Annotated in this window: 20 protein-coding genes; 3 read left to right on the top strand and 17 right to left on the bottom strand. The window is 60.3% G+C overall.

Annotated elements, in window-relative coordinates:
- Positions 1-14 precede the first annotated feature (14 nt).
- The gene (locus tag QWI18_RS06630; RefSeq protein ID WP_369318468.1) at positions 15-1,151 is read right to left on the bottom strand and encodes an acyl-CoA dehydrogenase family protein; all 1,137 of its coding nucleotides are present in this window, start codon (positions 1,149-1,151) and stop codon (positions 15-17) included.
- Between the two features lie 220 nt (positions 1,152-1,371).
- Between QWI18_RS06630 and QWI18_RS06635 the strand changes: the two genes are divergently transcribed.
- Entirely contained in the window at positions 1,372-2,292 is a 921-nt protein-coding gene (locus QWI18_RS06635; RefSeq protein WP_172612965.1) for a GlxA family transcriptional regulator, read from the top strand.
- Positions 2,293-2,376: 84 nt separating this feature from the next.
- On the opposite strand, the gene zapE is transcribed toward QWI18_RS06635, so the two are convergent.
- From zapE to QWI18_RS06650, 3 genes are all read right to left on the bottom strand, one after another.
- A complete protein-coding gene (gene zapE / locus QWI18_RS06640; protein ID WP_065992112.1) occupies positions 2,377-3,471 on the bottom strand; it encodes a cell division protein ZapE in 1,095 nt (364 codons plus the stop codon).
- Positions 3,472-3,532: 61 nt separating this feature from the next.
- Complete coding sequence (locus QWI18_RS06645) at positions 3,533-4,882, bottom strand: tryptophan--tRNA ligase (RefSeq protein ID WP_296308231.1); 1,350 nt, start codon at positions 4,880-4,882, stop codon at positions 3,533-3,535.
- Positions 4,883-4,910: 28 nt separating this feature from the next.
- Positions 4,911-5,540, bottom strand: coding sequence for an alpha/beta hydrolase (locus tag QWI18_RS06650; protein WP_065992108.1), 630 nt, complete (start codon positions 5,538-5,540; stop codon positions 4,911-4,913).
- A 145-nt stretch (positions 5,541-5,685) separates the two neighbouring features.
- Between QWI18_RS06650 and QWI18_RS06655 the strand changes: the two genes are divergently transcribed.
- Positions 5,686-6,123, top strand: coding sequence for a YhcB family protein (locus QWI18_RS06655; protein ID WP_065992106.1), 438 nt, complete (start codon positions 5,686-5,688; stop codon positions 6,121-6,123).
- Between the two features lie 138 nt (positions 6,124-6,261).
- On the opposite strand, the gene cysN is transcribed toward QWI18_RS06655, so the two are convergent.
- The 3 genes from cysN to QWI18_RS06670 all read right to left on the bottom strand — a co-directional run bounded on the left by cysN (position 6,262) and on the right by QWI18_RS06670 (position 10,114).
- Positions 6,262-8,160, bottom strand: coding sequence for a sulfate adenylyltransferase subunit CysN (gene cysN, locus QWI18_RS06660; RefSeq protein ID WP_369318469.1), 1,899 nt, complete (start codon positions 8,158-8,160; stop codon positions 6,262-6,264).
- A 131-nt stretch (positions 8,161-8,291) separates the two neighbouring features.
- Positions 8,292-9,209, bottom strand: coding sequence for a sulfate adenylyltransferase subunit CysD (gene cysD / locus QWI18_RS06665; protein ID WP_065992104.1), 918 nt, complete (start codon positions 9,207-9,209; stop codon positions 8,292-8,294).
- A gap of 146 nt (positions 9,210-9,355) precedes the next feature.
- Entirely contained in the window at positions 9,356-10,114 is a 759-nt protein-coding gene (locus tag QWI18_RS06670) for a Nif3-like dinuclear metal center hexameric protein (protein ID WP_369318470.1), read from the bottom strand.
- Between the two features lie 98 nt (positions 10,115-10,212).
- On the opposite strand from QWI18_RS06670, the gene algW reads away from it, so the two are divergent.
- Entirely contained in the window at positions 10,213-11,379 is a 1,167-nt protein-coding gene (algW, locus tag QWI18_RS06675; protein WP_369318471.1) for a Do family serine endopeptidase AlgW, read from the top strand.
- A gap of 26 nt (positions 11,380-11,405) precedes the next feature.
- Here algW and hisC read toward each other — a convergent pair whose 3' ends face one another.
- From hisC to QWI18_RS06725, 10 genes are all read right to left on the bottom strand, one after another.
- Positions 11,406-12,464 (bottom strand): histidinol-phosphate transaminase, encoded by a 1,059-nt coding sequence (gene hisC, locus QWI18_RS06680; RefSeq protein WP_369318472.1) that lies wholly within the window; start codon positions 12,462-12,464, stop codon positions 11,406-11,408.
- A gap of 2 nt (positions 12,465-12,466) precedes the next feature.
- Positions 12,467-13,795: a histidinol dehydrogenase gene (gene hisD / locus QWI18_RS06685; RefSeq protein ID WP_369318473.1), complete on the bottom strand. Its 1,329-nt coding sequence runs from the start codon at positions 13,793-13,795 to the stop codon at positions 12,467-12,469.
- Between the two features lie 156 nt (positions 13,796-13,951).
- Positions 13,952-14,587, bottom strand: a complete 636-nt coding sequence (hisG, locus tag QWI18_RS06690; RefSeq protein ID WP_065992096.1) for an ATP phosphoribosyltransferase — start codon at positions 14,585-14,587, stop codon at positions 13,952-13,954.
- A gap of 164 nt (positions 14,588-14,751) precedes the next feature.
- Positions 14,752-16,017 (bottom strand): UDP-N-acetylglucosamine 1-carboxyvinyltransferase, encoded by a 1,266-nt coding sequence (gene murA / locus QWI18_RS06695; RefSeq protein ID WP_065993161.1) that lies wholly within the window; start codon positions 16,015-16,017, stop codon positions 14,752-14,754.
- 23 nt (positions 16,018-16,040) lie between these two features.
- Positions 16,041-16,280, bottom strand: coding sequence for a BolA family protein (locus QWI18_RS06700; protein ID WP_369318474.1), 240 nt, complete (start codon positions 16,278-16,280; stop codon positions 16,041-16,043).
- A 114-nt stretch (positions 16,281-16,394) separates the two neighbouring features.
- Positions 16,395-16,700, bottom strand: coding sequence for a lipid asymmetry maintenance protein MlaB (locus QWI18_RS06705; RefSeq protein ID WP_369318475.1), 306 nt, complete (start codon positions 16,698-16,700; stop codon positions 16,395-16,397).
- Positions 16,697-17,353 carry a phospholipid-binding protein MlaC gene (locus QWI18_RS06710; protein WP_065992093.1) on the bottom strand — a complete coding sequence of 219 codons (657 nt, stop codon included), beginning with the start codon at positions 17,351-17,353 and terminating at the stop codon, positions 16,697-16,699. Before QWI18_RS06710 ends, QWI18_RS06705 begins: the two co-directional genes overlap by 4 nt.
- Before the next feature lie 11 nt (positions 17,354-17,364).
- Positions 17,365-17,832 carry an outer membrane lipid asymmetry maintenance protein MlaD gene (gene mlaD, locus QWI18_RS06715; protein ID WP_065992091.1) on the bottom strand — a complete coding sequence of 156 codons (468 nt, stop codon included), beginning with the start codon at positions 17,830-17,832 and terminating at the stop codon, positions 17,365-17,367.
- On the bottom strand, positions 17,832-18,629 hold the full coding sequence (mlaE, locus tag QWI18_RS06720; protein ID WP_192132717.1) for a lipid asymmetry maintenance ABC transporter permease subunit MlaE: 798 nt from the start codon (positions 18,627-18,629) through the stop codon (positions 17,832-17,834). Before mlaE ends, mlaD begins: the two co-directional genes overlap by 1 nt.
- Positions 18,629-19,438, bottom strand: coding sequence for an ATP-binding cassette domain-containing protein (locus tag QWI18_RS06725; RefSeq protein WP_065992087.1), 810 nt, complete (start codon positions 19,436-19,438; stop codon positions 18,629-18,631). Before QWI18_RS06725 ends, mlaE begins: the two co-directional genes overlap by 1 nt.
- Between the last annotated feature and the right edge of the window lie 44 nt (positions 19,439-19,482).

Raw genomic sequence — 19,482 nt, forward strand, 5'->3', positions numbered from 1 at the left:
GGTTCCGCACAGGATTACAGAGACCGGGCAATGATCTCTTTCATGATTTCGTTGGTCCCGGCATAAATCCGCTGCACCCGCGCATCGGCCCACGCCCGGGCGATCGGGTATTCCCACATGAAGCCGTAGCCGCCATGCAGCTGCACGCATTCGTCCAGCACCTTGCATTGCAGGTCAGTTGACCAGTATTTCGCCATGGCCGCCGTGGGCACATCCAGCTTCCCTTCCAGGTGCAACTCCAGGCACCGATCAATGAACGTACGACCAATCTGAACTTCAGTGGCGATTTCGGCCAGTTTGAAGCGGGTGTTCTGAAAATCGATGATGGCCTTGCCAAACGCCTTGCGCTCCCGCGTGTAGTCGAGCGTCCATTGCAAGGCCGCTTCGGCGGAGGCAATGGCGCCGATGGCGACCGTCAGGCGCTCCTGCGGGAGCTCCTGCATCAAATACGCGAAACCCATCCCGGCCTGACCCAGCAGGTTCTCCTTGGGCACTCTCACGTCCTGGAAGAACAGTTCCGACGTGTCCTGCGCCTTCATGCCGACCTTTTCCAATCGCTTGCCCTTCGCAAAACCGAGCGTGCCCGCCTCCACGACAAACAGGCTGGTGCCCTTCGCGCCTGCACCGGGATCAGTCTTCGCGACGACAATCACCAGATCAGCGAGAAACCCGTTGGTGATGAAGGTTTTCGAACCATTGATGATGTACTCGTCGCCATCCAGCACTGCGGTGGTCTTGACCCCTTGCAGGTCGGACCCCGCGCCCGGCTCGGTCATCGCGATGGCGGTCACCAGCTCCCCCGACACCAGCTTGGGCAAATATTGGAGCTTCAGCGCCTCACTTCCGTAGTGGAGGATGTACGGCGCGACGATATCCGAATGCAGAGAGAACCCGATACCGGTCAGGCCGAGGCGAGAGATTTCCTCGATCACCACCGTGGTGTAGAGGAAGTCCGCGCCCATGCCGCCGTACTCTTCCGGCAGGTGCGAACACAACATGCCCTGCTCCCCCGCCCGGTTCCACAGCGTACGGTCGATGTGGCCCTGCTTCTCCCACTGGGCATGAAACGGCACCGCGTGCTGTTCGAAGAACTTGCGGACGCTGTTACGGAACAGTTCGTGTTCTGAGCTGAAGAGTGTTCTGGCGAGCATGGCTGCACCTGGCGCGAAGGATTGTCGGACAAAACTTCAGCAGAGCGTAGGCGCAGCCGGTTGACGGCGACACTGGACACATCCGACAAAAAATAAGACGATCACGCCGTTGCTTGACCACTTTCCCATATAAGAACAAAAGACTATGTCTATCCAACCCAACACGCCATTGCGGCGTGTCAGCATTCTTGCGATTGATGGCATTTTTGCGTCCACGCTCATGCAAGCCAAAGACTTCTTTCACCTCGCCAGCCTGCGCTACGGCAAGCAGTTGGGACAGGGCTTCAAGCCGGCCTTCGAAACCCGACTGGTCAGCCCGGACGGAAAGGAAGTTCGCAGTTTCAGCGACGTCGTGATCCCCGTAGACGGTGTGCTTGAACACAGCGACATCATCATCCTTCCCGCTTTCGTCGAAGACTTTGACACCCTGCGCGAGCGCTATCCGCAAATCCTGCCGTGGCTGCGCGAGCAACATGCGCGCGGCGCTGTGCTCTGCGGTGAGGCCAGCGGTGTGTTCTGGCTTGGGGATGCGGGGCTGCTCGACGGCAAGGAGGCGACCACCTACTGGCGGTTTTTCAACGAGTTCGCCGAGCGTTTTCCGAACGTGCTGCTGAATCAGGAAAAACACCTCACCGACGCCGATAACCTGTATTGCGCAGGCGGCACGATCTCAGCGTGTGATCTTTATATCTACCTGATCGAGCGCTTCTGCGGCGCCCATGTTGCGCAGACCGTCGCCCGCGACATTCTCTACGAAGTGCAACGCAGCTACGCACCGGGACGGATTGGGTTTGGCGGGCAAAAGCTGCACCAGGACGTGATCATCCTGCAGATCCAGCACTGGCTCGAAGAACACTTCGCCGACAAATTCCGTTTCGAGGATGTAGCCCGCGAGCACGGCATGAGCATCCGCAACTTCATGCGCCGCTTCCAGACCGCAACGGGCGACAAGCCGCTGCATTACCTGCAACGACTGCGCATCGAAACCGCAAAGGGCTTGCTGTCAGGCTCACGCAAGAGCATCAAGACCATCAGCTACGAAGTGGGCTACGACGACGCCAGCTTCTTCGCGCGGCTATTCCGTCAACACACCGACCTGTCGCCGAATCAGTACCGCCAGCAGTTCCAGCAGGCGGCCTGACAGCAGCTTCAAGCGGCAAGCTTTAAGCTGCAAGTGAGCGATATCTCCTCTTGCAGCTTTCCGCTTGAAGCTTGCAGCTCCCGCCTAGGGCTTATGCGCCCGCGACAGAAATTCGTGGGACTGCATTTCCAGCAAGCGGCTGAGCGTGCGCTGGAATTCGAAGTTCAGGCGACCGCCGGTGTACAGGTCTTTCAATTCGACTTCCGCCGAGATGATCAACTTGACGTTGCGGTCGTAGAACTCGTCGACCATGTTGATGAACCGACGCGCGATGTCGTCCGTGGTCACGCTCATCTGCTCCACGCCGCTGAGCAGCACCGCATGGAAGATCTTGCCGAGTTCGATGTAGTCGTTCTGGCTACGCGGGCCATCGCACAGCTCACGGAAGTCGAACCACGCCACGTCGTCGCAGGTACGGATCGCCTTGATCTGCCGATTCTCGATGATCAGCACATCGTTCTCGATGGCCTTGGTGCATTCCGGGGTCAACGCACGGAAGCTCTTGCGCAGGCTCTCCTCTGCCGCTTCGTTCAGCGGGAAGTGGAACAGCTCCGCTTGCTCAAGATGGCGCAGGCGATAGTCGACGCCACTGTCGACGTTGACGATCTCGGTGTTCTGCTTGATCAGCGCAATCGCCGGCAGGAAGCGCGCACGCTGCAGACCGTCCTTGTACAGGCCGTCGGGAACGATGTTCGACGTCGCGACCAGGGTCACGCCGTTCTTGAACAGCTCTTCCATCAGCGTCCCGAGGATCATCGCGTCGGTAATGTCCGATACGAAGAATTCGTCGAAACAGATCACCCGCGCTTCCTCGGAAAACTGCTTGGCGATCAGGGTCAGCGGGTTCTTCTCGCCCTTGAGGTTTTTCATTTCCTCGTGCACACGCTTCATGAAGCGGTGGAAGTGCGTGCGCGTCTTGTCTTCAAACGGAAGCGCTTCGAAGAAGGTGTCGACCAGGTAGGTCTTGCCCCGGCCCACACCGCCCCAGAAATACAGCCCCTTCACAATCGGGGCTTCTTTCTTGCCGAACAGCTTGCCCAGCAATCCCGGCTTGCGGTCATGGGCGGCGACCAGATCGTCGTACAGACGCTGCAGATGGCGCACAGCATTCTCTTGCGCGGCGTCGTGGAAAAAGTCCGGACGCTTCAGGTCAGCTTGGTATCGTTCTAGAGGGGTCATAGTCGCTTGCAAGGGAGCAAAAACGGGCCGTCACTGTAGCGACGGCCCATTGGAATGGCAATTAATCCTGTTGTGGCGCGAGCGCCAGTTTCAGGCTCTCGATCGCGGCGTCACGGGCGGCGGCATCGGCGAACGCCGGGCTGTCGGCGACACAGGTGTCACTCAGCCACAAGGTGAAGGCATCGCCTTCGGGCCGAATGTCCAGCTCACCGCCCTGCTGCAGCTGTTTGGTCACGGCGCCGGCCGCCTTGCCGTCTGCGAAGTGGCGCGACAGCAGCAGTTGCTCGCCATCGGCCGCCAGCAACCGGAAACGGAAACTGCCGTCGTCTTCACGGAAACTGACGAAGCGCGGGCCTTTGCCGGCCTTCTTCTTGGTCGCCGTGACGGTTTGCGCCGCGGTGCGGAATGAACGCAGGCCGACCGCTTCACGCAGCTCGCCCAGAAACGGCGTGGCCACACGACGGGCCTTCTCGGCGCCCGCTTGCAGGATGTCTTCCAGGTCGGCGGGGCGCTCGATCAGGCGATGGTAATGCTCGCGGGCTTCGCCCAACTCCGCGTCCAGCAACTGGAACAGGCGTTGCTTGGCGTCCCCCCAACCCAACCCCTGCAACAGGTCGGTGCGGAACTCGTCGCCTTGCTCTTTACTGGCGAATGCCTGGTACAGCGTGAACAGGTGCGACGTGTCCGGATCCTTGGCTTCGCCTGGCAGACGCGAGTCAGTGACGATGCGCGAGATCGCGTCCTTCATGTCTTTGGCGCTGGTGAACAGCGGGACGGTGTTGTCGTAGCTCTTCGACATCTTGCGACCGTCCAGGCCAGGCAGCGTCGCGACGCTTTCTTCGATCAGCGCTTCCGGCATTACAAAGAACTCTTTGCCGTTACCGAACAGGTGATTGAAGCGCTGACCGATGTCGCGCGCCATCTCGACGTGCTGGATCTGATCGCGGCCGACAGGCACTTGATGGGCGTTGAACATCAGGATGTCAGCGGCCATCAGCACGGGATAGCTGAACAGGCCCATGGTAATACCGGCGTCCGGGTCTTCGCCGGCTTCGACGTTCTTGTCCACCGACGCCTTGTAGGCATGGGCGCGATTGAGCAGGCCCTTGCCGGCCACGCAGGTCAGCAGCCAGGTCAGTTCGGGAATTTCCGGAATGTCGGACTGGCGATAGAACGTCACGCGCTCGACGTCCAGCCCTGCCGCGAGCCAGGTCGCTGCGATTTCCAGACGCGAGCGCTGAATGCGCAGCGGGTCATCGCATTTGATCAGCGCGTGGTAGTCAGCCAGAAAGTAGAAAGAGTCGGCATCGCTTTGGCGGCTGGCAACGATGGCCGGGCGGATGGCGCCGGCGTAGTTGCCCAGGTGCGGTGTGCCGGTGGTGGTGATACCGGTCAGGATACGAGTGGTCATGGCTAGTCGCTTATTTTGGGTGCTGCGATCAATTCGAAAGGCGCGGCAGAATCAGATCCTTGAGATCGGTCAGCTTGCCGTGAAAAAAGTGCCCGCATTCTGCCACTTTCAGCAGCTCATGGGGGCGCTGAAGCGTGTCAGACCACGCGTACACACGTTGTGGGTCAACGACTTCATCGGTGTCCGGCTGAATAAGCGTCAGCAGACCCTTCTGCGGCAATGCTTCCACACTGGCGATGCGCATCACGGCTGGTGCGACCATGAACAGATGCTTCAGGGTTTCGCCCTTGGCCTCAAGACGCCCGCCCAGGGTAGCCGCCACGAAACCGCCGAAGGAAAACCCGAGCAAGGTCATGGGCAGGTCGGGATGTTTGTCGCGCAGCCAGTTCGCCGCCGCCTGTGCGTCGTCGACTTCGCCCTCCCCCATGTCCGAGCTGCCGGCGCTCGCGCCAACGCCACGATAGTTGAAGCGCAGGGTGATAAGACCGGCATCGCGCGCGGTGCGCTGCAGGGTCGAAATTACTTTATTGAGCATGGTGCCGCCCTGAACCGGGTTAGGATGGCATATCAGCGCGATGCCTCTGGCCTCGTCCAGATCGAGGTACAACGCTTCAAGTTGGCCCGCCGGGCCGTCGATGAATACAGGGGTCTCACGCATGAGCAAGAATGAACTCCGTGACCTTCAATTGGGTCGACTCGTCTAGCTGATTGTCTGTGGCTGGCAGGCTGGCGACACGTCGCCGCTATACAGCGCAGGTTCGAGCCGTTAACGTAAAGCAAAGCCGTTTATAGAGGAAGGACTCGTGGATTACTCGCTCTTAGTTTGGTTGCTGCCGACCATCGCCCTGGTGGTTGGTGTGATCATCGGTTTCTTCGTGGCGCGCGCGCTGCCCAATGCCGTGCCTAACGGGACTCAGCGCCAGCTGGATGACGTTCAGGAGCGTTTCGATACGTATCAAAACGAGGTGATCACTCACTTCAACAGCACCGCCAATCTGGTGCAGAAGCTGTCGCAAAGCTACCACGATGTTCAGGAGCATCTGGCCGAAGGCGCCAACCGCCTGGCCACCGACGACATCACCCGTCAACGCCTGCTGGCCGCGCTGCACCCGGACGCGCTCCATCCACACCGCGATCGCCTGACGCCACCGCGCACCGCGGCTGAACCGCCGAAGGACTACGCGCCCAAGTCGCCTGACTCCCCCGGCATGCTGGATGAGCATTACGGCTTGAAAAAATAACGCGACTCGAAACACCAAAAGCCCGCCGTTGCTAACCAACGGCGGGCTTTTTTGTGGGCAGTCGGTTGGCGGCGACGGGTAATGGAGGGAAACAAAAAACCCGCCATCATCGGCGGGTTTTTGTACAGCGAACAGCGTTTAGATCGCGCCGCGAGCTCGCAGCAGATCCAGCACTTGCTTGACGCTTTCTTCGACATTCAGCGACTGCGTGTCGATGACCAGGTCGGCGTGCAGCGGGACGTCATACGGGAAGGATTCACCCGGGATGTTGTCCTTGTCGGCAGCGTAGAGCCCTTGCGGGTCACGCTCGCGGCAGACTTGAGGCGACGCCTGTACGTACACGGTGATCAGTCGATCATCGCCGATCAGGGCCTTGGCATTCTGCCGACCGCCGGTGTCCGGCGCGACGAACGCCGCGAGGGTCAGCAGGCCGGCTTCGTTGAACTGACGCGCAACGTGGGCGGCACGACGCCAGTTCTCGGTGCGGCCGGCGCGATCCTGCGGCAAGCCCTTGTTGAGGTCGTGACGCAGGTTCTGGCCATCAAGGACGAACACCGCACGGCCCATGTCGAAAAGCTTGCGCTCCACGGCATATGCCAGCGTGCTCTTGCCTGCACCCGACAAACCGCTGAACAGCACGGTGGCCGGCTTCTGGCCGAAGCGCTGAGCGCGCTCTTCTGTCGAAACATGGGCCAGCGCGCCGTGATGACTCCCGCCGCCCGCAACCACCGGCTTGGCGATGATCATGCCGGCCGCCACGGTGCCGTTGGTCAAACGGTCGATGACGATGAACGCGCCCGTGGTGCGGTTGCTGTCGTAGCCGTCGAGGGCAATCGGTGCGTCCAGTGCGATCTTCACGCGGCCGATTTCATTCAGCTGCAGCGAACTGGCCGGGCCTTCTTCCAGCGTGTTCACGTCAACACGATGGGTGATGCTGGCAATCGAACCCGGCACGTAGGACGTGGCGCGTTTGATGTCGTATTTCTTGCCCGGCAGCATCGGCTCTTCGGCCATCCACACCAGCATGGCGTCGAAGGCGTCGGCCACCTGTGGGACATTGTCGGCATGCACCAGAAGGTCGCCACGGGAGATGTCGATTTCGTCTTCCATGGTCAGCGTCACCGCCTGACCCGGGCCCGCATGCTCCAGCTCACCTTCGAAGGTGACGATGGATTTCACGCGGCTGCTCTTGCCGGACGGCAGCACAACCACTTCGTCGCCCTTGTGCACGATGCCGCTCGCCAGGGTGCCGGCGAAACCGCGGAAGTTCAGGTTCGGACGGTTGACGTATTGCACCGGAAAACGCAGGTCAGTGAAATTGCGGTCGTTGGCGATCTCGACGGTTTCAAGAATCTCCATCAGCGACTTGCCGGTGTACCACGGCGAACGCTCGCTCCGGTTGACTACGTTGTCGCCCTTGAGGGCCGACATCGGCACGAATTCCATGGTGGTCGGCTTCAGCGCAATGCGGTCGGCGAACGCCAGGTAATCGGCCTTGATCTGCTCGAAGATGGTCTCGTCGAAGCCATTGAGGTCCATCTTGTTGATGGCGACCACAATGTGCTTGATGCCCAGCAACGAGGCGATGTAGCTGTGGCGCTTGGTCTGGGTCTGCACGCCGTAGCGGGCGTCCACCAGAATGATCGCCAGGTCACAGGTGGACGCACCGGTGGCCATGTTGCGGGTGTACTGCTCATGGCCGGGGGTGTCGGCGATGATGAACTTGCGCTTGGCGGTGGAGAAGTAGCGGTAGGCGACATCGATGGTGATGCCCTGCTCGCGCTCGGCCTGCAGCCCGTCGACCAGCAGCGCCAGATCGACCTCATCGCCGGTGGTGCCGGATTTCTTCGAATCGCGGGTGATGGCTTCCAGGTGATCTTCGTAGATCATCTTGGAATCGTGCAGCAGACGCCCGATCAACGTGCTCTTGCCGTCGTCGACGTTGCCACAGGTCAGGAAACGCAGCATTTCCTTGCGTTCATGCTGGCCCAGATAGGCGAGGATGTCCTCGCTGATCAATTCAGATTGATGGCTCATTGGGTTCAAGCTCCAAGCTGTAAGCTTCAAGCGGCAAGCTCGTCGGCATACAGCTAGTCAAAATTCTTCCGGTTCAAGTGAGCTTCAGCGTTTCGGCTTGAAGCTTCCAACTTGCTGCTTGCAGCTTGCAGCTAGAAGTAGCCTTGGCGTTTCTTTTCTTCCATCGAGCCTGCGCCATCGTGGTCGATGACCCGGCCCTGGCGCTCGGAAGTTCGCGTCAGGAGCATTTCCTGAATGATGTCGGTGAGGCTGGTGGCCTCGGACTCGACAGCGCCCGTCAACGGGTAGTCGCCCAGTGTGCGGAAGCGGACCTTCTTCTTGACGATGCGCTTCTTGTCCTCGTCGGACAGGTGATTACGCAGGCGGTCGTCGTCGATCATGATCCAGGTGCCGTTCATCTCGATGACTTCGCGCTCGGCGGCGAAATACAGCGGGACGATCGGAATGCCTTCGAGGTAGATGTACTGCCAGATGTCCAGCTCGGTCCAGTTGGAAAGCGGGAACACGCGGATCGACTCGCCTTTGTTGACGTTGCCGTTGTACACGTTCCACAACTCGGGACGCTGGTTTTTCGGGTCCCAGCGGTGCTTGGTGTCGCGGAAGGAATACACGCGCTCTTTGGCGCGGGATTTCTCTTCGTCACGGCGGGCACCGCCGAACGCGGCATCAAAGCCGTGCTTGTCCAGAGCCTGCTTGAGGCCTTGGGTTTTCATGATATCGGTGTGCTTCGAGCTGCCGTGGGTCAGCGGGTTGATACCCTGCGCGACGCCGTCCGGGTTCACGTGCACGATCAGATCCAGGCCCATCTCCTCGACCATCTTGTCGCGGAAGCGGTACATCTCCTGGAATTTCCAGCGTGTGTCGACGTGCATCACCGGGAACGGCAGCTTGCCCGGAAAGAAGGCCTTGCGCGCCAGATGCAGCATCACGGCAGAGTCTTTACCGACGGAGTACAGCATCACCGGGTTATCGAACTCGGCAGCGACCTCGCGGATAATGTGGATGCTTTCCGCCTCCAGCTGTTTCAGATGCGTCAGTTTGTCGACCATGGTTACTCACGGATAACGTACGTGTGTGGAGAGCCTGCGGGCTCTATCGAGCGATGCACTTTATCATGGCGCCTGCTTCTATTCAGCGGCGGGGATAGATCGAAACGATCTATACATATAGCTCAGGCTTTGGACCTCAGGACGCGTTAGATCGGGTTCGGACAATCGATAAACAGATGTTCAAGGGCAAAGCGCCGCGCCAGATAATCGCCCAGGGCCTGCACACCATACCGCTCGGTGGCGTGATGGCCGGCGGCGATGAAGCTGATACCGTTTTCCCGGGCGCTGTGAAAAGTCTGCTCGGACGCCTCCCCGCTCAAATACAGGTCCACGCCGGCCAGAACGGCCTGATCGATGTAGCCCTGCCCGCCTCCGGTGCACCAGCCGACCCGGCGGATTATCCCTTCACCCTCGATCAGCAGCGGCTCGCGCCCCAATGCAGTCTGCACGCGGTGGGCGAAATCCCGTGGCGTGATCGCCTCGCTGAGTGAGCCGACCAGCCCGACGATGCGCGGATTGTCCGGGTCCAGCGGGCCTTCGACGGTGATCTCCAGTTGCTGGGCCAACTGAACGTTGTTGCCCACGTCGGCGTGAAGGTCGAGGGGCAAGTGATAGGACAGCAGGCTGATGTCGTGCTTGAGCAGCGTTTTCAGCCGACGCTGTTTCATGCCGGTGATGCAGGGATTCTCGCCTTTCCAGAAATAGCCGTGATGCACCAGCACCAGATCGGCATTGGCCTCCACCGCCGCGTCCAGCAGCGCCTGACTCGCGGTGACGCCGGAGACGATTCGCCTGACCTGCGGCCGACCCTCGACCTGCAGGCCGTTCGGGCAATAATCCTGAATCCGCGCGCTACCGAGATAGCGGTCCGCTTCTTCCACCAGGGTGCTCAGGGCAACGGCCATAAAACTCTCCTAAATATGCAGTCCAGACCGTGTCGGTCCTCGTATAATGCCGGCCATTATGGCGCAGCTAGGCGCTTCTACCTTCAGGACTCCGCTCAATGTTCAAAGCGCTGCGTTTTCTCGGCTGGCCCTTGCTCGCTGGTGTGCTTATCGCTTTATTGATAATCCAGCGCTATCCCCAGTGGGTCGGGCTTCCAAGCCAGGACGTGAACCTGCAACAAGCGCCCCGGCAGACCTTTGTGCAACAGGGCCCGGTATCGTACGCGGACGCCGTCAGCAACGCCGCCCCCGCCGTGGCGAATCTGTACACGACCAAGATGGTCAACAACAGCAATAAACCCAACCATCCGCTGTTCGACGACCCGCAGTTTCGTCGTTTCTTCGGCGACAACCTGCCTAAACAAAAGCGCATGCAGTCGAGCCTGGGATCGGCCGTAATCATGAGTCCGGAAGGCTATCTGCTAACCAACAACCACGTCACCTCCGGTGCAGACCAGATTGTCGTGGCGCTCAAGGACGGCCGCGAGACGATCGCCAAAGTCGTCGGCAGCGATCCGGAAACCGACCTTGCGGTCCTGAAGATCGACCTCAAGAACCTGCCGTCCATTACCCTCGGCCGTTCCGACGCCATCCGCATCGGCGACGTTGCATTGGCCATCGGCAACCCGTTCGGCGTCGGCCAGACCGTGACCATGGGCATCATCAGTGCCACCGGACGCAATCAGCTGGGCCTCAACACCTACGAAGATTTCATTCAGACCGACGCCGCGATCAACCCCGGCAACTCGGGCGGCGCACTGGTGGACGCCAATGGCAACCTGACCGGGATCAACACGGCGATCTTCTCCAAGTCCGGTGGCTCCCAAGGCATCGGTTTTGCGATTCCGACCAAGCTGGCTCTGGAGGTGATGAAGTCGATCATTGAGCACGGTCAGGTGATTCGCGGCTGGTTGGGTATTGAGGTACAGCCGCTGACGGAGGAACTGTCGGAATCCTTTGGCCTTAAGGACCGCCCAGGGATCGTGGTCGCCGGGATTTTCCGCGATGGACCGGCGCAGAAGGCCGGATTGCAGCTGGGTGATGTGATTTTGAGCATCAACGGCGAGCCAGCGGGCGACGGGCGTCGCTCCATGAATCAGGTGGCGCGCACCAAGCCGAGCGACAAGATCGCCATTGAGGTTATGCGCAACGGCAAGGAACTGAAGCTGAGCGCCGAGGTGGGCGTGCGTCCACCGCAGACAACGGCGCCTGCGGCGGAGGATTGATCGGTTGCGATGAAGCAGCCGTCAACTCAGCTCGAGAGGTCCCCCAAGGCATCCACCAGCGCCTGATTCTGTTCAGGCGTGCCGATGGTGATGCGCAGGAATTGCGCGATGCGCGCCTGTTTGAAGTGGCGCACGATCACGCCCTGCTCCCGCACCTTTGCCGCCAGACCCGCTGCGTCATGCTGAGGGTGACGGGCAAAGATGAAATTCGCGGCCGATGGCAGCACCTCAAAACCCTTGCCTTCCAGCTGCTCGACGAGCGCTTCACGGCTGGCGATCACGCGCTGGCAGGTGCTCTCGAAATACGCGCGATCCTCGAAGGCCGCTGCTGCGCCGACAATGGCCATACGGTCCAGGGGATACGAGTTGAAGCTGTTCTTGACCCGTTCCAGCGCCTCGATGAGGTCCGGATGCCCCACTGCGAGGCCCACCCGCAGCCCAGCGAGGGAGCGCGATTTGGACAGTGTCTGAGTGACCAGCAGGTTCGGATAGCGATCCACCAGGCTGATCGCGGTGTCGCCGCCGAAGTCGACGTACGCCTCGTCGACGATCACCACTGAATCCGGGCTGTTCTTGAGGATCTGCTCGACGGCATCGAGGGCCAACAGGCAGCCGGTGGGTGCGTTCGGGTTCGGGAAAATGATGCCGCCATTGGAACGCGCGTAATCTTCGGCACGAATCTGAAACTGTTCGTCAAGCGGCACGGCTTCGTAGTCGACGCCATACAGGCCGCAGTACACCGGATAGAAGCTGTAGCTGATGTCCGGGAACAGCAACGGTTTGGCCTGTCGGAAGAACGCGTTATAGGCGTGGGCGAGCACCTCGTCCGAACCGTTGCCGAGGAACACCCGACTGGCGTCGACGCCGTAATAACGCGCCACCGCGTGCTTCAGCAGATCGCTGTTGGGATCGGGATACAGACGCAGTTCATCACTGACCGCCGCACGCATGGCATCGATCGCCTTGGGCGACGGGCCATAGGGGTTTTCGTTGGTGTTGAGCTTCACCAGTTTGGTCAGCTTGGGCTGCTCGCCCGGCACATAAGGCACCAGGTCGTTGACGAAGGGACTCCAGAATTTGCTCATGCTCAGTTGCCCTCTTGTTCGGTGTCGACGATGCGATACTCGGCGCTGCGGGCGTGGGCGGTCAACGACTCGCCGCGTGCCAGCACCGAAGCCGTTTTGCCCAGTTCGGACGCGCCCTGCTCCGAGCAGAAAATGATCGATGAGCGTTTCTGAAAATCGTACACGCCCAGCGGCGACGAGAACCGTGCGGTGCCCGAAGTGGGCAACACGTGGTTGGGACCGGCGCAGTAGTCGCCCAGCGCTTCGGAGGTGTGGCGGCCCATGAAGATCGCGCCGGCGTGGCGGATCTGCGGCAGCCAGGCCTGTGGATCAGCCACCGACAATTCAAGGTGCTCCGGCGCAATCCGGTTGGCGACTTCAATGGCCTGAGTCATGTCGGCCACTTTGATCAAGGCGCCGCGGCCATTGATCGAGGTTTGAATGATTTCCGCCCGCTCCATCGTCGGCATCAGTTTGGCGATGCTGGCCGCGACGCGGTCAAGGAAGTCCGCATCCGGGCTGACCAGAATCGCCTGGGCGTCCTCGTCGTGCTCGGCCTGGGAGAACAGGTCCATGGCGATCCAGTCCGGATCGGTCTGACCGTCGCACACCACCAGAATCTCCGAAGGCCCGGCGATCATGTCGATGCCCACCTGACCGAAAACATGACGCTTGGCGGTGGCCACATAGATGTTGCCCGGGCCGACGACCTTGTCCACCTGCGGCACGCTTTCAGTGCCATAGGCCAGCGCCGCAACCGCCTGCGCGCCACCGATGGTGAACACGCGATCAACGCCGGCGATGCAGGCCGCCGCCAGTACCAGCTCGTTGAGTTCACCGCGGGGGGTCGGCACGACCATGACCACTTCGCCCACGCCAGCAACTTTGGCCGGAATGGCGTTCATCAACACTGAAGACGGGTAAGAGGCTTTACCGCCCGGCACGTACAGGCCGGCGCGGTCCAGCGGGGTGACCTTCTGGCCCAGCACGGTGCCGTCGGCCTCGGTGTAGCTCCAGGAATCCTGCTTCTGCCGCTCGTGGTAACTGCGCACGCGGTCGGCCGCTTTTTCAAGGGCCTGGCGCTGGGCGGGCGTGATGCGGGTCAGTGCCAGCTCAAGACGCTCGCGCGGCAGAATCAGGTCCGCCATCGACGCCACGTCCAGCCCGTCGAAACGACGGGTGTATTCCACCAACGCCGCATCGCCGCGCTCGCGCACGTTCTTGATGATGTCCAGCACACGCTCATTGACCGAGTCGTCAGACACACTTTCCCAGCTCAGCAGATGATCCAGATGACGGGCGAAGTCCGGATCGGCAGCGTTGAGTCGGCGAATAGCGTTGGGAGTGGTCATAGCGTGGGCCTCAATGATGGCGATTTCTCAGGTGGCGATGTCAGTTGCAAGGACAGGCAGATGCCTAAGCTAGCAAGCCATCCGCGCGGGCACCTGAGAAATTTGGCTATGACACGGATAGCTGGGCGTGATCCTGTTGAGGGTCACGCGATTCAGTCAACCGCGGTGTCGCGACTCCACGGCTGTGCGCAGGGTGTCGATCAACGACTGGATACGGGCGTGCTGCATTTTCATGGATGCCTTGTTCACCACCAGACGGGAGCTGATGTGGGCAATCATGTCCTGGGGTTCGAGGCCGTTGGCACGCAGCGTGTTGCCGGTGTCGACGACGTCGATGATCTTGTCGGCCAGGCCCACGAGCGGCGCGAGTTCCATGGAGCCGTACAGCTTGATGATATCGACCTGACGGCCCTGTTCGGCATAATAGCGCTTGGCAACATTGACGAACTTGGTCGCCACACGCAGCCGACCCTTGGGTTCGACGGCGCCGACTGCACCTGCAGTCATCAGCTTGCACTGGGCGATTTGCAGGTCGAGGGGCTCATAAAGCCCCTGACCGCCGTATTCCATCAACACGTCCTTGCCCGCGACGCCGAGATCCGCAGCGCCATGCTCGACATAGGTCGGCACGTCGGTGGCGCGCACGATCAGCAAGCGCACGTCGGCCTGGGTCGTGGGGATGATCAGCTTGCGGCTCTTGTCCGGATTCTCGGTCGGCACGATGCCCGCCGCAGCGAGCAGCGGCAAGGTGTCGTCGAGGATACGGCCCTTGGACAGTGCGATGGTCAACATGGGAAACGTCAGTCCTTATCAGCAGCGCGTGCCGGGTCGCAACTGGCGCCCGACAACCTCCGGCTCAAAAAGCCGAAGTGAAACGAATCAGAAAGTCTTGGCCCTTGGGCCAGACACGTCGCCCGAGTCGATCAAATCGACCCGGGCAAACGCGCAGCAGCTGACTAGCCCGGAACGCGACGGATCTTCGCGCCCAGCATCTGCAGTTTTTCTTCGATGCACTCGTAACCACGGTCGATGTGGTAGATGCGGTCGATCAGCGTGTCGCCCTCGGCAACCAGCGCCGAAATGACCAGGCTCGCCGAGGCACGCAGGTCGGTTGCCATCACGGGCGCGCCCTTGAGCTTGGTGCAACCGGTGACGATTGCGGTGTTGCCTTCGACCTGAATCTGCGCGCCCATGCGGTGCATTTCATACACGTGCATGAAGCGGTTTTCGAAGATGGTCTCGATGACCGTCCCGGTACCCTCGGCGATGGCATTCAGCGAGATGAACTGCGCCTGCATGTCGGTCGGAAACGCCGGGTACGGCGCAGTGCGCACGTTGACCGCTTTCGGACGTTTGCCGTGCATGTTCAGCTCGATCCAGTTGCTGCCCGTGGTGATCTCGGCACCGGCTTCACGCAGCTTCTCGAGAACCGCTTCGAGAATCGTCGGATCGGTGTCCTTGAGCTTCACACGGCCGCCGGTTGCCGCCGCCGCCACCAGATAGGTGCCGGTTTCGATACGGTCGGGCATCACGCGATAGGTCGCCGAACCGAGACGTTTAACGCCATCGATGGTGATGGTGTCGGTGCCGGCGCCAGAGACTTTACCGCCCATGGCGTTGATGAAGTTCGCCAGGTCGACGACTTCAGGTTCACGCGCGGCGTTTTGCAGGACGCTGCGGCCGTTGGCCAGGGCAGCGGCCATCATGATGTTCTCGGTACCTGTGACGCTGACGGTGTCGAAGAAGAAGTGCGCGCCACGCAGGCCGCCTTCCGGCGCCTTGGCCTTGATGTAACCGCCTTCGACGTCGATGATCGCGCCCATGGCTTCAAGACCACGGATGTGCAGATCGACAGGACGCGAACCGATGGCGCAACCGCCAGGCAGTGCCACTTCGGCTTCACCGAATCGGGCAACCATCGGACCCAGCACGAGGATCGACGCACGCATGGTTTTCACCAGTTCGTACGGAGCGACCAGGGTCTTGATGGTGCGCGGATCGATTTCGACGCTGAGCTTCTCGTCGATGATCGGCTCGATCCCCATGCGACCGAACAGCTCGATCATGGTGGTGATGTCGTGCAGGTGCGGCAGGTTGGCGACGGTCACAGGACCATCAGCCAGCAGCGTGGCTGCGAGAATCGGCAGAGCGGAGTTTTTCGCCCCGGAGATGCGGATTTCGCCATCAAGACGAATGCCGCCAGTAATAATCAGTTTATCCATTGGAATCTCGACGCCGTTTTGGCTCAGGTGCGCTCGGCCCATGCAGCGCGGCTGAAAAATTTCATGGTGACCGCGTGGATGCTGCCATCGGCGATCCATGGGTTCAAATGCGTGTAGACCTGCTGCTGGCGCTTGACCGGGCTCAGTGCGGCCAGTTCGTCGCTGATCACGTTCAGCTGGAAATTACAGCCTTCGCCTTCAACTTCGACCTGGATATCTGGCAACTTAGCTTCCAGGAAGCTTTTAACTTCTACGGCCTGCATGCTTAACCTCTATCGGCGCCCTACGCGCGCGGGTCGGCCATCATACAAAAAAGCCCTCTCGTTGCGAACCCTACTTTGCAAGGGGCGGACGAGGGGCTTGATCGATGAAAGCAATTAATGGTGCTGAAACAGCTCGGTGAGCTCAGAGACTTTGGCGATTTCCTGCATGTCTTCTGGCAACGCCCGGACGGTGAGTAACTTGCCCGCCGCCTGAGCATCGCGCATGAATGCGAGGAGCAGTGAGAGGCCGACACTGCTGGATTTTTCCACGCCGGAGCAGTCCAGCGTCAAAGCCGCTTCGGTGCTGGCCTTAATGAGCGCCGCGCCCTGCTCGCGCAAGGCGGGCCCGGTCCGATAGTCGACCACGCCGGAGAGCATCAGCTCTCCGCCGCCAGCGGCAGTAACGGACGCTTGACTCATTTGACGACCTTGTCGCTGGAGGCTTCCGAGGTCTCTTTGGCCTTGGCGACTTCGCCAGCCCAACCGTCGATGGTTTTGTCCAGGTTGTTACCGTTGCGCTGCATGGCGTCAGCGAACTGATCGCGGAACAGCTTGCCGATGTTGATGCCGTTGATGATCACGTTACGCACTTTCCACTCACCGCCGATTTTGACGAGGGTGTAGGAAACAGGGTAAACCGCGCCGTTGTTGCCCTTGACCGACATGTCGACGGAAGTGCGATCAGCACCTTCCTGCTTGGCAGGAGAAACAGTGATGCCCTGGTTGTTGTACTCAAGCAGTGCGTTGCCATAGAACTGGATCAGGCTGCGCTTGAAGTTTTCCTGGAACCGCTGCATCTGCGCCGGGGTGGCGTTGCGCGAATACTTCACGGTCATGATGCTTTTGGAAATGCCATCGGCGTCGATGACCGGGCCGACGATGCCATTGAGTGCATCGTAGAACGCTTGTGGATTGGACTTGTAGGTTTCCTTGTTGGCGGACAGGTCAGCCAGCAATTGCTTGGTGGTGCGATCAACCAGGTCGTGGGCGGAAGCATCGGACGCCGCTGCATTAGCAAACAATGGCAGGGCGGCCAGCAGCACCAGAAGGCCACGGCGCAGAATCGAGATCATGAAAAAACTCCTCATTTGGCGTCTTTGCCCACTGAATTGAGCAGGAATTTACCGATCAGGTCTTCGAGTACCAACGAGGACTGGGTGTCATGGATGGTGCCGCCGTCTTTCAACAGCTGGTCATCACCACCGACACTGATGCCGATGTATTTTTCACCCAGCAGGCCCGCGGTCAGAATGGAAGCGGTGGAATCCGAAGGCAGGTTATTGACCCGCTTGTTCACTTCCATCGTCACACGACCGGTGAAGGTATCGTGATCCAGATCGATTGCAGTGACCTTGCCAATGTTCACACCGGCCATGGTCACTTTCGCTCTGACAGTCAAACCGGCGATATTGTCGAAATTTGCGTAAAGTTTATAAGTGTCGGTGTTGGCGCTGGCACTCAGACCGCTGACGCGCAGGGCGAGCAGGAGCAAAGCCAGGATACCGGCCAGCAGAAACAGGCCTACACCGGTTTCGAGGGTGCGGTTTTGCATCAGAAGTCTCCAAACATCAAGGCGGTCATAATAAAGTCCAGGCCCAGTACGGCCAATGACGCGTAGACCACGGTCTTGGTCGTGGCGCGACTGATCCCTTCGGACGTCGGCTCGCAGTCATAGCCCTGAAACACGGCAATCCAGGTGACGACAAAAGCGAACACGACGCTCTTGATGACACCGTTGAGTACATCATCGGTAAACGAAACGCTGTTCTGCATGTTGGCCCAGAAGGAGCCTTCGTAAACGCCCAGCCAGTCGACCGCCACCCACGAACCACCCCAGATGCCAACCACGCTGAAGATCAGCGCCAGCACCGGCAGCGAGATGAAGCCTGCCCAGAGACGCGGCGCGACGATGTATTTGAGCGGGTCAACGCCAATCATCTCGAGGCTGGAAAGCTGCTCGGTGGATTTCATGTTGCCGATTTCAGCGGTGAGCGCAGAGCCTGCACGACCGGCGAACAATAGAGCGGTAACGACCGGGCCGAGTTCACGCAGCAACGTCAGGGCAACCATCTGCCCCACAGCCTGCTCGGAGCCGTACTTGGCGAGAATGCTGAAGCCTTGCAGCGCCAGCACCATGCCGATGAACACGCCGGACACGACAATAATGGCCAGAGACATGACGCCTACCGAGTGCAGCTGACGCAGCAGCAGTTGAAAGCCGCCGCCGATTCCGCCACGCCCGAGCAACGCATGAACCAGAAAAATCCCTGAACGACCCAGCACTGCAACTATATCGATCGCCGAACGCCCCATCAGGCGTACGCGATCCATTAAAGACTTTCTGCGCATCAGCGCTTCCCCAAAAGATCGTCGCGATAATCCGGTGCCGGATAATGGAAAGGCACCGGCCCGTCGGGATCGCCCGTCATGAACTGACGTATACGAGGGTTATCCGACTCCATCAGTTCCTGCGGTGTGCCCTGCCCCAGCACCTGACCGTCACCGACGACATAGAGATAGTCGGCGATGCTCGCGGTCTCGGCGAGATCGTGAGACACCACGATACTGGTGATACCCAGCGCGTCATTCAGTAGCCTGATCAGCCGTACCAGCACGCCCATGGCGATAGGGTCCTGGCCCACGAAGGGTTCGTCGTACATGAGGATCTGGGGATCCAGCGCGATGGCACGCGCCAGCGCAACACGACGCTTCATGCCACCCGACAGCTCGTCGGGCATCAGATCAACGGCCCCACGAAGCCCGACCGCCTGCAGCTTCAGCAGGACGATGTCGCGGATCATGTCTTCAGGCAGTTTGGTGTGGACCCGCAGCGGAAACGCCACGTTTTCGAAAACGTCGAGATCGGTGAACAGTGCGCCGCTCTGAAAGAGCACGCCCATCTGCTTGCGCGCGTCGAAAAGATCGCTGCGCGATAGCTTGGGCAAATTCTGGCCATTGACCCAGACTTCGCCAGCGCTGGGACGCAGTTGTGCTCCCATCAATCGCAGCAGGGTGGTTTTACCACTGCCGGACGGCCCCATGATGCCGGTGACTTTGCCCCGGGGGATGCTGATGTCCACATTATTGAAGATGCTGCGCGCACCGCGCTTGAAGGAAACGCCCTTCAGCTCGACCGCGTAGGCGTTATCGGCACTCATCTAAACTCCTTGCGATGCAACCTGTCTCTCAGATGCCGCGTTCT

Source organism: Pseudomonas sp. W2Oct36 (assembly GCF_041060465.1).
GTDB classification, from domain to species: domain Bacteria; phylum Pseudomonadota; class Gammaproteobacteria; order Pseudomonadales; family Pseudomonadaceae; genus Aquipseudomonas; species Aquipseudomonas graminis_B.